Annotated in this window: 16 protein-coding genes; 15 read left to right on the top strand and 1 reads right to left on the bottom strand. The window is 38.5% G+C overall.

Annotated features, from left to right (window positions below):
• Positions 1 to 81 precede the first annotated feature (81 nt).
• Positions 82 to 1,206 (top strand): hypothetical protein, encoded by a 1,125-nt coding sequence (locus BK580_RS10780; protein ID WP_139364876.1) that lies wholly within the window; start codon positions 82 to 84, stop codon positions 1,204 to 1,206.
• A gap of 23 nt (positions 1,207 to 1,229) precedes the next feature.
• Here BK580_RS10780 and BK580_RS10785 read toward each other — a convergent pair whose 3' ends face one another.
• Positions 1,230 to 1,733 (bottom strand): Hsp20/alpha crystallin family protein, encoded by a 504-nt coding sequence (locus BK580_RS10785; protein WP_078380326.1) that lies wholly within the window; start codon positions 1,731 to 1,733, stop codon positions 1,230 to 1,232.
• Between the two features lie 173 nt (positions 1,734 to 1,906).
• Here BK580_RS10785 and BK580_RS10790 point away from each other — a divergent pair, with 173 nt between their 5' ends.
• From BK580_RS10790 to pcaF, 14 genes are all read left to right on the top strand, one after another.
• On the top strand, positions 1,907 to 2,506 hold the full coding sequence (locus BK580_RS10790) for an alpha/beta hydrolase (RefSeq protein ID WP_078382736.1): 600 nt from the start codon (positions 1,907 to 1,909) through the stop codon (positions 2,504 to 2,506).
• Positions 2,507 to 2,953: 447 nt separating this feature from the next.
• Positions 2,954 to 3,295, top strand: coding sequence for a YojF family protein (locus BK580_RS10795; RefSeq protein WP_078380327.1), 342 nt, complete (start codon positions 2,954 to 2,956; stop codon positions 3,293 to 3,295).
• A 37-nt stretch (positions 3,296 to 3,332) separates the two neighbouring features.
• Positions 3,333 to 3,998 carry a bacillithiol biosynthesis deacetylase BshB2 gene (gene bshB2 / locus BK580_RS10800; protein WP_078380328.1) on the top strand — a complete coding sequence of 222 codons (666 nt, stop codon included), beginning with the start codon at positions 3,333 to 3,335 and terminating at the stop codon, positions 3,996 to 3,998.
• 353 nt (positions 3,999 to 4,351) lie between these two features.
• Entirely contained in the window at positions 4,352 to 5,671 is a 1,320-nt protein-coding gene (locus BK580_RS10805; RefSeq protein WP_078380329.1) for a phenylacetate--CoA ligase family protein, read from the top strand.
• 87 nt (positions 5,672 to 5,758) lie between these two features.
• Positions 5,759 to 6,727, top strand: a complete 969-nt coding sequence (paaA, locus tag BK580_RS10810; RefSeq protein WP_078380330.1) for a 1,2-phenylacetyl-CoA epoxidase subunit PaaA — start codon at positions 5,759 to 5,761, stop codon at positions 6,725 to 6,727.
• A 15-nt stretch (positions 6,728 to 6,742) separates the two neighbouring features.
• A complete protein-coding gene (paaB, locus tag BK580_RS10815) occupies positions 6,743 to 7,090 on the top strand; it encodes a 1,2-phenylacetyl-CoA epoxidase subunit PaaB (protein ID WP_078380331.1) in 348 nt (115 codons plus the stop codon).
• On the top strand, positions 7,087 to 7,908 hold the full coding sequence (gene paaC / locus BK580_RS10820; RefSeq protein ID WP_078380332.1) for a 1,2-phenylacetyl-CoA epoxidase subunit PaaC: 822 nt from the start codon (positions 7,087 to 7,089) through the stop codon (positions 7,906 to 7,908). The genes paaB and paaC overlap by 4 nt, the downstream gene beginning before the upstream one ends.
• A 75-nt stretch (positions 7,909 to 7,983) precedes the next feature.
• Positions 7,984 to 8,475, top strand: a complete 492-nt coding sequence (gene paaD / locus BK580_RS10825) for a 1,2-phenylacetyl-CoA epoxidase subunit PaaD (RefSeq protein WP_078380333.1) — start codon at positions 7,984 to 7,986, stop codon at positions 8,473 to 8,475.
• A 69-nt stretch (positions 8,476 to 8,544) separates the two neighbouring features.
• A complete protein-coding gene (locus BK580_RS10830; RefSeq protein WP_078380334.1) occupies positions 8,545 to 8,853 on the top strand; it encodes an EthD family reductase in 309 nt (102 codons plus the stop codon).
• Positions 8,846 to 9,625, top strand: coding sequence for an enoyl-CoA hydratase-related protein (locus BK580_RS10835; RefSeq protein WP_078380335.1), 780 nt, complete (start codon positions 8,846 to 8,848; stop codon positions 9,623 to 9,625). The genes BK580_RS10830 and BK580_RS10835 overlap by 8 nt, the downstream gene beginning before the upstream one ends.
• A 14-nt stretch (positions 9,626 to 9,639) precedes the next feature.
• Entirely contained in the window at positions 9,640 to 10,413 is a 774-nt protein-coding gene (locus tag BK580_RS10840) for an enoyl-CoA hydratase-related protein (protein WP_078380336.1), read from the top strand.
• 25 nt (positions 10,414 to 10,438) lie between these two features.
• Complete coding sequence (locus BK580_RS10845) at positions 10,439 to 11,956, top strand: aldehyde dehydrogenase family protein (protein WP_078380337.1); 1,518 nt, start codon at positions 10,439 to 10,441, stop codon at positions 11,954 to 11,956.
• Between the two features lie 73 nt (positions 11,957 to 12,029).
• Positions 12,030 to 12,884 (top strand): 3-hydroxyacyl-CoA dehydrogenase, encoded by an 855-nt coding sequence (locus BK580_RS10850; RefSeq protein WP_078380338.1) that lies wholly within the window; start codon positions 12,030 to 12,032, stop codon positions 12,882 to 12,884.
• 16 nt (positions 12,885 to 12,900) lie between these two features.
• Complete coding sequence (pcaF, locus tag BK580_RS10855) at positions 12,901 to 14,109, top strand: 3-oxoadipyl-CoA thiolase (protein WP_078380339.1); 1,209 nt, start codon at positions 12,901 to 12,903, stop codon at positions 14,107 to 14,109.
• Positions 14,110 to 14,180 lie beyond the last annotated feature (71 nt).

Raw genomic sequence — 14,180 nt, forward strand, 5'->3', positions numbered from 1 at the left:
CGAAAAAAAACAGAACATACTTTTTTCTACTTTTGACAAAATAACAAAGGTAATTAAATTTATTGAAGGAGGCACCAAGTGTTGAAAAGGTTACTACTATTTTTTTGTTATGTAACCATTATTGTTCTAGCATGGACTATTAGTTTTTCTGGTTCTAGTGTATTTGCTTTTGGTAATAAAACTGCTATCGGAGAATACGTGATACAAACGTCAATCGAGTCAGGCTATGAAACGGCCAATCCCTTACCTAAGAAAATAAGTAAGCAATTATCAAAAGGAAAATGGAGCACTATTACCTATCCCGTCCCTCCAACGGATACATTTATTAGAATAAATGATGAGGTTACCTATGCAATAGATCATCAATTAAACATTTATGATAGGGACAAGAAAAAGCTACTGGCAAATATGCCAGAAAAAATTAAAAAGCAGCTTTCGCAAGATATGAAAAAGCTACACAGTAAGCATTATGGCCAATTAGTTTCATGGAAGGATGCGAATAAGCTACTACCAAGATACAGTATATTTACAGTGCTAGATCTAGATACAGGACTTTCCTTTCAAGTTCAAAGAAGGGCTGGCTCCTATCATGCGGATGTCCAACCTTTAACTCATGATGATACGAAAAAGATGAAGGAGATTTATCGGGGTACTTGGAGCTGGGATCGAAGAGGGATACTTGTATTAACCGAAACAGGTCAAATTGCAGCTTCCATGCATGGTATGCCGCATGGACAAGGCGCTCTGAAAAATGGTTTCCCAGGCCATTTTTGTATTCACTTTCAAGATAGTATTACTCATAAGTCAAGGAAGATGGATCACGCTCACTCGATTATGATAAAGAAAGCAGCAGGCGACTGGTTAGACTATACACAAAAACTGTCTCCCCAAGAAATAGTTGACGCAACAGTTATTGCTATTCACCAAAATGACTGGTTTATTTTATCATCCATCTTAGATGACAAAAATCGAGTTTTGCTCGAGAAATATAAGCCAGAATTAACAGAGATAGAATTAATAAAGAGATTATCTGATTTACCTGAATCGAGTGAATATGAAACGAAGCTTTCTTTTCCGATAACAGTAAAATTACACGTGCATCGTGACACGGGAACAGTAAATAAAGTCGTAACATTTAACATCGTACGTCCTTCACTTGAAGAGCCGTGGACAATTGACTTAGAAAACTTAATCAAGCAATTGTAAAAAAATAGAGGAGAGAGGTTCCTCTATTTTTTTGATGAATTCTTAATTATTTCAATCGGAATTTTAGTGATAGAAATATTGGTTTCTTTTGGTATTCTAATTTCGACAATTCCACTTTTATACTTCGCTACTGTCCCGTTTGACTTGACGATGCATGGCAATTTCAAGCTTTGTTTATGCCCGTTATGAGGAACATTTTCAATAAAGCAAGTGGTAGAATCGTGATATGTTTTTAACTCGCCTAGTTTTTCTTCTGATGAGAGTGGGAAACGAATGATAACTTCTTCATGTGTTTCAAATATGCTTGCTTCAAAGTCTGTCTTCCGTTTATTCTTTTTCTTTGCTTGAACTTTATTTAATAAGTCAAAGGATTGCTCAAAAAAGTCTGTCGAATGAAACATTTGTGACGTTTGCGGTAATTTCCCTCCCATTGCTTTCTTCATCCAGCCATCTACATCGGATTGCTTAAAAATATCATCCTTCATATAATCCTTTGGGAAAGGGAACATTTTGTTCCATGGAAACATTAGTTGATCTCCTTTGTTTTTTATTTTTAGTTTATTCCAAATTATATTGGATGGTTATATGAAGTTTGCTGAACTTATAAAATAGTCGAGTCTTGACGTACCTAGAATATTTCTTTATACTGAAAATATCTCGAATTCAAGATAAAAATGAAGTGAGGTATAACAAAATGACAATGAAGCATATTTTTAAAAAAGGTTCAGAAAAAACGCTCTTACTTCTCCATGGAACAGGTGGTACAGAGACAGACCTTTTACCAATAGCTGAGATGATAGATCCAGAAGCATCTGTGTTAAGTGTACGAGGAAACGTATTAGAAAACGGAATGCCACGGTTTTTCAGAAGACTTTCTGAAGGCGTTTTTGATGAAGAAGACCTTATTTTTCGCACAAAGGAACTAAACCAATTTATTGAAGAATCAGCAATCAACTATGATTTTAAGCGCGAAGAATTAGTAGCCGTAGGGTATTCAAATGGTGCTAACATTGCGGGTAGCTTATTGTTTCATTACCAGAATAGCTTAAAGGGTGCGATTTTATATCATCCGATGGTACCAAGAAGAGGGATTACCCTTCCAAACTTAAGTGCCACTCCGGTATTTATTGGCGCAGGAAAAAATGATCCAATCTGTCCAGCATCAGAAACAGAAGATTTACATGACCTGCTATCAAAAGCGCAAGCACAAGTTCAAGTCCACTGGGAATACCAAGGCCATCAACTAACACACTCAGAAGTCACTGCATCGAAAGAATGGTACAATCAATATATTAAATAATACTGAAAAGGGAATGACCTACTGCACGGTCATTCCCTTTTATTATAGAGTAGGAAAGAAAAAATGCTCTAGGGAAAGACATTCTAGGAAGGGTAGTGACGTCCAGCGCCTTGGCTCTTAAATCTGTTCGTAGCATGGCGGATGAAAAAGTCGAACGTCAAAGAATCCCCCGTCTACCCTGTAGATTGAAGTGGAAGGTGTGAGACTCCTGCGGGAAGTAGCGTTTTGTGGAGACCCCGCAGGCAAAGCCGAGGAGGCTCCACAAGCGCCCCGCGATCGCTGCCACCTGCAACGGAGATCAACAGGGAGTCTAACAGGCAACCTACTTATTTTCAGGGTAGCCTATTTATTAAAAAGCAAGCAAACCATTTCGCATTTACAGTAAAGTTATTATAAACTATTAATAGGAATAATTGATGTAGCAATAAATTCAAGTTGGAGGGTTATATGAAGCTTATTGATCAAACAATTGTGCAAGCCGAATTAGATAAGCTAGCAAATGTAGACGTCTTTCTACATTTAGAAACAACCAATGGGGCCTATGCAGGCCATCATAATACTGGCTTACCAGTAGGAGCATTTATTAGAAATGTTCAACTGAAATTTGAAAGAGGGAAAATAATAGGATTAAATCCTTTTCGAGTAGGCTTAAAGCTAGAACATGGATGGGTTTATGCTGAGGGTGTAACACATTATGAAATTGACGAAAAAGAACGATTATTGCTTGCTGGCTTAAATCCAGAAGGGAAGCTTGCGGTGGCGCTTCAAATAAGTAAAGAGCCTTTTTAAAATCGGTTTTTTACTCTCGGGAAAAGGAGAGATTACGATGCAATCAGAAAAGCATGTTTTAGTTATATTTCCACATCCAGATGATGAGGCATTTAGTTCATCGGGTACTATTAAACTTTTTACTGAAAGTGGAGTTCCTGTTACATATTTATGTGGAACACTTGGACAGATGGGCAGAAACCTTGGGAATCCATTGTTTGCTAACCGTGAAACATTGCCAGAAGTAAGAAAAAAAGAACTAATCGATGCTTGTAACGTTATGGGGATTCAAGACTTACGAATGCTTGGATTACATGATAAAACACTTGAATTTGAAGACGAACAATATTTAGCAGATATCATAGAAAAAGTATTACATGAAATAGAGCCAAGTCTTATCTTAACCTTCTATCCAAAGCATGGGGTACATCCCGATCATGACGCTATGAGTAATGCGGCGGCAATTGCTGTAGCCCGATTACCAAAAGAAACTAGACCTACTATATATGGAAAAGCAATTTTGAAAAACAGTGTCGATCTCATCGGTAAGCCGGATATCGTCATTGATATTAAAACGGTAGCAGAAGACAAACTAAAAGCTATAAAAGCTCACACATCGCAAACAAGTGGCTGGGTCGAATTAATGGAGCAACAATTAAAGGAAAGTTCCCCGGAAATTGAAGACTGGCTATATCGCGAGACATTTTGGACGTATCACGTTTAGAATTTAAAGTAGACAACTATGCAATGCAAAGAAAAGTTGCACCATGGAGGATGAAAACGTGGGCACCTTATTTTCAGGGTAGTTAGGAACTGTCGAGATTGTTTCGGCAGTTTTTTTTTATGAATTAAAAAGCTTAACTTTCCTAAAGAGGAGGTGTAACATTTCGAAGTCATTTGGACAGATGAGATAATCTGTCCTTTTTCTGTAATTTTAATAATTTTCTGATAATATATTGACTTTTGTCCAGTAGAACGTTATTTTAATTGTGAATATACTATATTACAAAATGCAATATAACGAAAAAAAATCGTCATACTCTTAGGTGATAGTAAAAAAATAAGGTAGGTGTTAGTTTGATTCTTCATGATATTGAAACTGTAACACAAGCAACGATGGAGAAAGTTCAGCTACAACGATTAAAAGAAACCTTACACCATGTTTACCTGAATGTACCTTTCTATCAAAAACATTTTACAGAACAGATGATTACCCCAAATGATATAACAGTACTTCAAGATATTCGAAATCTTCCTTTTACAACCAAAAATGATTTAAGAGAACATTACCCGTTTGGCTTATTCGCCGTAAAAAAAGACGAAATTGTCAGACTGCACGCCTCATCAGGAACAAGTGGTAAACCAACTGTAGTGGCATATACTAAAGCGGATATTGATATGTGGAGTACCATAGTGGCAAGAGCGATTGCAATTGGTGGAGGACAACCAGGAGAACTATTGCATAATGCATATGGCTATGGACTATTTACTGGAGGACTCGGTCTCCATTATGGAAGTGAGCGTTTAGGAATGATTACCGTTCCAGTATCTGGAGGGAATACAATTAGACAAGTGCAATTACTAGAGGATTTTAACCCATCTGTTATTTGTGGAACGCCATCCTATGTATTAACAATCGCTGAGAAAATGGAGGAATGGGGAAAGGATCCTGCTACAACTTCATTAAAATATGGAATATTTGGAGCGGAACCGTGGTCAGAGGAAATGAGAAATACGCTTGAAACGAAGCTAAATATTAAAGCTTGTGATATTTATGGTCTTAGTGAAGTAATCGGACCAGGTGTCGCAATGGAATGCCATGAAGCGCAAGATGGCCTACATGTTGCAGAAGATCACTTCTTAGTGGAAGTAATTGATCCTAAAACTCTTGAGAATCTACCATATGGAGAAGAAGGCGAGCTCGTTTTTACGAGTTTAACAAAAGAGGCGATGCCGATTATTCGCTATCGTACGGGAGATTTAGCTTCGATTCGAAAAGAAAAGTGTCTATGTGGAAGAACGACACTAAAAATGTCTCGTATTAAAGGAAGAGTTGACGATATGCTGATAATTCGTGGTGTCAATATTTTTCCGACTGAAATTGAGCATCATCTTTTAAAAATAGAAGAGCTGACACCTCACTATCAATTATTTCTAACTAAAGAGCAAAATTTAGATTGTCTAGAAGTAAAGGTTGAAATCAAAGAAAGTCTTGTATTAGAGATGGATCAACTTTCTTTACATGAAAAAATGAATACACTCTCTCGAAAAATAGAGCGTGTAATAAAGAGTAATTGTTATGTATCTGTTCGTGCAACAGTTGTTATACCAAGGACAATTTCCCGTTCAGAAGGGAAAGCCGTAAGGATTATCGATCAAAGAATTCCTACAAAATGAAATTTCAGAACTTTCAGAGTTGATAAATGTATAACATTATATTATAATTTCGTTAAATAAACGTTATAGAAATAGGAGGCGGCGACAATGACAAACTCACTTTCGTTTGACCGCTTAACAGAAGAAGAGAAACATCAGCTTTTTATGAAACGTATAGAGGCTGGTGAGAAGATAGAGGCAGACGATTGGATGCCTGAAGAATATCGGAAAACCTTAATAAAATTAATCAGTATGCACGCCATCAGCGAAATAATGGGAGCGCTTCCAGAGAAAGAGTGGGTGCCTAAAGCACCGACCTTAAAGAGGAAACTTGGCATCATGGCAAAGGTACAGGATGAAATGGGGCACGGTCAGCTTTTACTAAGAGTTGCAGAGGATCTTATGGTTCCTTATGGAAAAACAAGAGAAGAGATCATGCAAGATTTATTTTCGGGAGATTTAAAGTTTCATAATGTTTTTCATATGGAAGCACCAACTTGGGGAGATGCTGGTTTAATCGGTTGGTTAGTAGATGGTGCAGCGATTATCTCTCAAACAAATATGTTAGATGCATCTTACGGTCCATATGCACGAGCCTTAAAACGAATTTGTGCTGAGGAAGTGTTTCATGCTCAGCATGGAGAAGCGATTATTATGGCACTTGCAGAAGGAACCGAAGAACAAAGAGCGATGATACAAGATTCCGTTGACCGTTGGTGGGAAGCACTATTAATGTTCTTTGGTCCAGCAGATGCGTCAACAACAGGAACATCTAAGCAAGATATCACGATGAAATATAACATCAGAACAAAGAGTAACGAGGAACTTAGACAGGACTTTTTTACAAAATACGTACCGCGAGTATTGTCCTTAGGTCTAACAATACCTGACGAAACGATGCATTATAGTGAAACAGAGCAAAAGTGGATCTATCAACAGCCTGACTGGAACCGTTTTAAAGAGATTATTAAAAACAATGGTCCTAAATCAAAAGACCGTTTACGTCTTCGCGTTATCTCTCACGAAAATAATGCATGGGTCCGAGAAGCTTTAAGCTCCGAGACAAACGCACGCTAGAAAGGAGGAGCTTAGTTGAGTCACAAAGGATTTTACCAAGAATTTGAAGTATTTAGTAAAAGATCCCACAATTCCCCCATGCAATATCAATTTAGCTTACTGGCACCAAATGAAGAGCTAGCACTTGTAATGGCACAGGAAAATTTCATGCGCCGTGAGCCCGTAGTTGATATCTGGGTAGTAAAACGTGACAACATCAGAAAAATGACGCAAGAGGAACGTGAAACCTTACAAAGAATAGATAACAAAGAATATCGGAACACAAAAGGCTATGGCTATTTAAAAAAGAAATGGCGTCATTATGAACAAGAAATGTTAGACGAAAAGGAAATCATGTCGTGGGGAGGGAAGTTAAAGAAATGAATATAACATCTGTAGAGGAAGCAAAAAAAGACTCTGCCTATTATAAGGCCCTAACCCAATTATTATATCAACTTGCAGATGATGATTTTATTATAGCCTTCAGAGGGTCGGAATGGCTTGGCCTTGCCCCACATATAGAGGAAGATGTTGCTTTTTCTTCTATCAATCAAGATACAATGGGTCATTCCGCGATGTTTTATCAATTGTTAGAAGAGCTTGGGGAAGGGGACATGGACGCACTGGCACATGCGCGAAAAGCAGATGAGCGAGTAAATGCTGTTCTTTTGGAAAAAGTAAACGGCCCAGGTAACTATCTTATAGAACCTAAATATGATTGGGCCTTTGCCGTAGTGAGGCACTATTTTTATACACAAGCCAAAAAAATAAAAATAGAATCACTAAAAAATTCTTCCTATGAGCCTTTAAAGCATGTAGCGATTAAAGTCAATATGGAGCTATACTACCATCTGCTACATTGGAAAACGTGGTTTACCCAGCTTTGTCTAGCAAATGGAGAAGCAAAAACTAGAATGAAAGCTGCTATTGAGACGGTCCTTGATGATTTTGAAGGAGTGCTATCTCAAGGACCAGAAGCGGCAACGATTTCTCAATTCGGTCTAATTGGCAGAGAAGATAGGATACGTCAACAATTCATCACCATCATGACCGAAGTCTTTGAAAAGGTCGAATTAACCTTCCCTGCTCAAATGGGATTGAAAAGTGGTGATGGCCGCAAAGGGCAACACACCAAAGATTTAGAAGAAGCTATATTAACATTAGGTGAAGTATATAACAGTAACCCAACGGCTACTTGGTAAAGAGTAATGGAAATAGAAAATACACGTACAATAATACAGGAGCCCTTTTACTCAAAAATAAGGAATGATGCAAACATGACGGATAAAGCAAACCTACTTCGAGTATGGGAAAAACTCCAATCAGTGAAAGACCCTGAAATTGACTCTGTCAGCGTAGTCGAATTAGGGATGGTAGATGAAGTAAAGGTAGTTGGAGATACCGTAACAATAAAAATGCTTCCAACATTTATGGGCTGTCCAGCACTGGATATAATTAGAAAGAATGTAGAAAAAGAGATAGCTAGTCTAGCAGTTTTTGAATTAGTGGAAGTGAAATTCATTTACCAGCCTCCCTGGACTTCTGATCGAATTACTGAAGAAGGAAGAGAAAAACTAAAGGATTTTGGTATTGCCCCTCCACCAATTATGGATGAATCGGGAGAATGGCATGTAGACTGCCCGTATTGTGGCTCCACCTATACAACATTAGAAAACATTTTTGGTCCTACAGCTTGTAGAAGTATCCTATATTGCAAAGGCTGTAAAAATCCATTTGAAGCAATGAAGCCTATTTCAACATTAATGTAAATTTAGGTATTAAAGCTTTTTAGAGATAACCTCTATTAGGCTTACTACATATTAAAAGGAGAGATAATCATGGTAAAATTAATCGCGCTTTACAAGCACCCTGAAAATAGAGAGGAATTTGATCAGCACTATTTTGAAACACACGGACCTATTACGCAAAAAATTCCAGGACTTCGTAAAATGGAAGTGACTAAGGTAGTAGGAAGCCCAATGGGTGGAGAAGGTAAATACTATTTGATGTGTGAGATGTATTATGATAACCACGATGCACTAAAGCAAGCAATGAGAACGGATGAGGCAAAAGCATCTGGGAAGGACTTAATGAGATTTGCCGGTGATTTAGTAACACTAATGATCGGTGAAGAAGTGAATGAATAAAGAGTACCAATTTATTGACGTTTCTCTTCATGGGTCCGTTGGCGTTGTGGCCTTGAATCGCCCGAAAGTCTTAAATGCTATAAATCGACCGATGGTAACAGAAATCGTTACGGTTATTGAGGAATTCGATCGCAACGAGCAAGTGAAAGTCATTGTCCTTTGTGGGAATGGCAGGGCATTTGCCGCCGGAGCAGATATTGACGAAATGGCCGAGGCTAATGCCATTGAATTAGAACTATTAAATCAGTTTACAGAATGGGATCGAATTGCTTGGGTTAAAAAACCAATTATTGGTGCGGTTCAAGGATTTGCACTTGGTGGTGGTTTCGAATTAGCACTGTGCTGCGATATTTTATTTGCCGCTCATGATGCCGAATTTGGCTTTCCAGAAATCAGTCTTGGAGTAATGCCTGGTGCCGGTGGAACACAACGGTTAACTAAATTAATGGGCAAATCAAAAGCAATGGAATGGTTGTTAACTGGTGATAGAATGAGTGCCAATGAAGCACTTCACTACGGTGTAATAAATCGTGTCATTGCAAAGGAACTATTATTAGAAGAAACCATGAAATTTGCGAATAAAATAGCAAAACAAGCTCCTCTTTCTTTACGTTTAATTAAGGAATCCGTTTTAAAAGCGGTAGACTATTCTTTATATGAAGGGATGCAATATGAAAGAAAGAATTTTTATCTTTTATTTGCATCGAAGGACCAAAAGGAAGGAATGCAAGCTTTCATAGAGAAAAGAAAACCGAACTTTGAGGGAGAATAAGAGGAGTGAACGAAGTGTTTGAAACGATAACTTATTCAATAGAAAACGAAGTGGCATGGATCATCCTAAATCGACCAGATAAATTGAATGCGTTTACAGAACAAATGAATAAAGAAATAACAAAAGCAATGAAACAAGCTAGTTCCGATTCAAAGGTGCGCTCTATTGTAATAACTGGTGAAGGAAGAGCATTTTCCGCTGGTCAAGATTTAGCAGAAGTGGATGAAAGTATGGACCATGGTGAAGTACTACGAACACGATATGGTCCGATGATGAAACAATTAGCAAATTGTGAAAAGCCAGTCATTGCAGCAGTAAACGGCGTCGCAGCTGGAGCTGGATTTAGTCTTGCTTTAGCCTGTGATTTCCGCTTAGTTTCTGAGAAAGCTAGCTTTGTTCAAGCCTTCATTCATGTAGGACTAATTCCTGACTCTGGTAACCTATATTTTCTTCCAAAACTCATTGGAAATGCCAAAGCGCTTGAACTTGCCGTTTTAGGAGAAAAAATTCGGGCAGAGGAAGCAAAGGAGCTCGGTCTTGCAACAAAAGTAATTTCGCACGATAATTGGCAAGCTGAAGTAAGTGAATTCGCAGAACGATTAGCTAGCATGCCAACAAAAGCAATTGGTCTTATTAAAAGATCTATTCAAGCGAGCTGGAATATGAATTACGTTGAATACTTGGAACAAGAGGCATACGGTCAGAGAATTGCAGGGCTTTCAGAAGACCATAAAGAAGGAGTTTCATCATTCGTTGAAAAGCGTAAGCCAACTTTTAAAGGCAATTAATAGACACTAAAGGGGATGAGTGAATATGGCAACAGTAAAAGATGCAAAATTAGAGCAACTAGCTATGAAGCGTGATGTATATCAGTTAATTATTAATGGGCAAAGAATGGACAGTACATCTGGTGAAACATTTACCACTTACAATCCTGCAACTGGAGAGGCAGTTGCAACTATTGCAAAAGCTTCAAAAGAAGATGCAGAAAAAGCAGTGGCAGCAGCGCGACATGCTTTTGATAAAGGGAAATGGAAGCTATTTCCTTTAAATAAGCGTTCACGTACACTGAATAAAATCGCGTCTATTATGCGTTCAAGATTTAACGAGTTAGTAGAATTAGAAATTTTAGACACAGGTAAATCTCTTGCAGCAGCTCAAGGTCAAGTTATGCAAGCTATCGAAGATTTTGAATTTTACGCTGGAGCAATTGTCGGACATCGTGGTTCAGTAAACAATGTACCAGGTCAATTCCACAATTTCACAGAAAAAGAACCGGTAGGGGTTTGTGCACAAATAATTCCATGGAATTATCCATTAATGATGGCTGCATGGAAAATAGCACCTGCAATTGCTGTTGGATGTTCGGTTGTAGTAAAGCCAGCAACATTAACGCCACTTACTGCTATCGTTCTTGGTGAGATTTGTATTGAAGCTGGAGTTCCAGAGGGAGTAGTTAATATCATACCTGGAGCAGGTTCTGAGGTAGGAAACTATTTAGTTGAACATCCAAGAGTAGATAAAGTTGCATTTACAGGCTCTACGCCTATCGGTAAAGATATTATGGAAAAAGCTTCTCAAACGCTGAAGCGCGTAACATTAGAACTTGGTGGAAAATCTCCAAATCTAGTGTTTGAAGATGCAGATATTGATGCTGCAGTAGATGGATCATTATTTGGTATATTCTACAATACTGGACAATCTTGTGAAGCTCGATCTCGTTTATATGTCCATGAAAATATATATGATGCATTTATGGAAAAGTTTGTTGAAAAGGCAAAGAAGCTCTCTCTAGGTGATCCTTTTGCGAAAGAAACGCATATTGGAGCAATCATTAATAAAGGTCAGCTTGATGTAATTGATGGCTATGTTCAATCTGCAAAAGAAGAAGGAGCGAACATTGTTTTAGGTGGAAAAGTGGCAGAAGTAGCAGGATTTGAAAATGGTTACTGGTATGAGCCAACGATTATTACTGGTGTGAATCATGATATGAAGGTTGTTAAAGAGGAAATTTTCGGACCAGTCGTTGTCGTTATGCCATTTAGCGATGAGAAAGAAGCAATTAGATTAGCGAATGATAGTGAGTTTGGTTTAGGATCCGCTATTTGGACAAAGGACCATGGGCGTGCAACTCGAGTAGCAAAACAAATTCAAGCAGGTATTGTGATGGTCAACTGTCCATTCTCTGCTTTCCCTGGTACACCATTTGGGGGTTACAAACAATCTGGCTACGGTCGTGAACTTTGTATTGAAACACTCGATCTTTATACAGAAACTAAAAGTATTATCTCCTACTTCGGTAGTCGCCCTTTAAACCCGTTTGGGGTGTAAGAATTTAAATAAAGAGCAAAGGGGTCAGGTTCCCTTTGCTCTTTTCAAGTGCAGCTAAGGAGGAGAATTGAAAATGAAACATATTGTTGTAATAGGTTCTGGCGTGATGGGAAGAGGAATTGCCTATGTTAGTGCATTAGGCGGTTTCCACACAACTGTAGTAGATGTAAAAGAAGAACAATTAGAGAGTGCACAAAAGGAGATTCAATTAATTGTGGATGGTGGAGTAGAAAGAGCGCGATTAACGGAAATCCAAGCTTCCGCTATTAGAGCACATTTATCTTATTCTATTAATTTAGAAGATGTTATCAAAGAAGCAGACCTGATTATTGAAGCAGTACCAGAAAATATCGAAATAAAAAAAGCTGTATTTGAGCGCATAGATAGGTTTGCACCAGCCCATTGTTTATTTGCTTCGAACACATCTACTATGAGTCCAACTGAAATAGGTAGTTTCACGACTAGACCAGAAAAAGTAATTGCGATGCATTTCTTTAACCCAGTACATAAAATGAAACTAGTAGAAATTGTAAGAGGTCTTGAGACAAGTGATGAAACAGCAATAAGCATTCGTGCAGTTGCGGAAAAAATGGGAAAAGAAACAGTGGTGGTCAATGAATTCCCAGGCTTTGTTACAAGTAGAATTAGTGCGCTTGTCGGCAATGAAGCGTTTTACATGCTCCAAGAAGGAGTAGGAACCCCGGAAGAAATTGATAAAGCTATTAAGTTAGGACTGAATTATCCGATGGGACCATTTGAACTAGGAGATTTAGTTGGTCTAGATACACGCTTAAATAATTTGAAATACCTTCACGAAAAGCTTGGAGAAAAATACCGTCCTGCTCCTCTTTTAGAAAAGTATGTGAAGGCGGGAAGACTTGGTAGAAAAAGTGGGAAAGGCGTTTATGATTATCAGAAAAACGACTAGAAAGTAGGTGCTTCTTTTGAGAGAAGTAGTAATTGTAGATGCGTGCCGCACACCAATCGGAAGATATAAAGGAGCGCTTAAATCGATTCGGCCAGATGACTTAGGAGCTATAGTCATTAAAGCACTAATCGAAAGAAACCCATCCGTACCAACAGGTGAAATAGAAGAAGTAGTATTCGGAAATGCTAACCAAGCTGGTGAAGACAATCGCAATGTAGCAAGAATGTCAGCGCTATTAGCAGGACTACCAGTTGAAGTTGCCGGAACAACTATTAATCGTCTATGTGGTTCAGGCTTAGATGCAGTGAACTATGCAGCTAGAGCTATCTTAGCTGGAGAAGGGGATATATTCATTGCAGGGGGAACAGAAAGTATGACAAGGGCTCCTTTTGTCATGGGGAAACCTGAAATGGACTATCCACGTGGAAATATGGAACTCCTTGATACAACGATTGGTTGGCGATTCGTCAATAAAAGGTTTGAAAAAATGTACGGGGTAGACACAATGCCACAAACGGCAGAGAATGTGGCAACAGAGTTTTCGATTTCTCGGGAGGATCAAGATAAATTCGCGTATGAAAGTCAGCAAAAGGCGAAAAAGGCAATGGAAGTTAATCGTTTTGCAGATGAAATAATCCCAGTGCGCTTTCAAGATAGAAAAGGAAATGAGATAGTCGTAGATAGAGATGAACATCCTCGACCAGAAACGACTTTAGAAAAGTTAGGAAAGCTGCGACCGCTTTTTCAGGATGGAACAGTTACAGCTGGAAACGCCTCTGGTGTGAATGATGGTGCATCTGCACTTTTACTAATGAGTGCTGAAAAGGCAGAGCAACTAAATTTAAAGCCGCTAGCTAAATATGTAACCTCTGCATCAGCCGGGCTCACTCCATCCATTATGGGCAATGGTCCTATTTATGCAACTAGAAAAGCCCTACAAAGAGCTAAGTTGTCGGTAGCAGACCTTGAACTTATCGAATTAAACGAGGCTTTTGCATCTCAATCCCTAGAATGTATCAGACAGTTAGAACTGGATGTGGAGAAAGTAAATGTAAACGGGGGGGCCATTGCATTTGGTCATCCATTAGGAGCAAGCGGTGCTAGAATATTGACTACCCTTATCCATGAAATGAAGAAAAGAGAAGCTAAGTACGGTCTTGCAACGATGTGTGTAGGTGTTGGTCAAGGAGTCGCAACAATTGTAGAAAGATACGAAAAATCATAGAGGCTTCTCTATGATTTTTCGTATTCCTTATGACGCTTTACTTTGATAAAATAGAAATAATGTGATACGAT

Source organism: Sutcliffiella halmapala (genome assembly GCF_002019665.1).
GTDB classification, from domain to species: Bacteria; Bacillota; Bacilli; order Bacillales; family Bacillaceae_I; genus Sutcliffiella_A; species Sutcliffiella_A halmapala.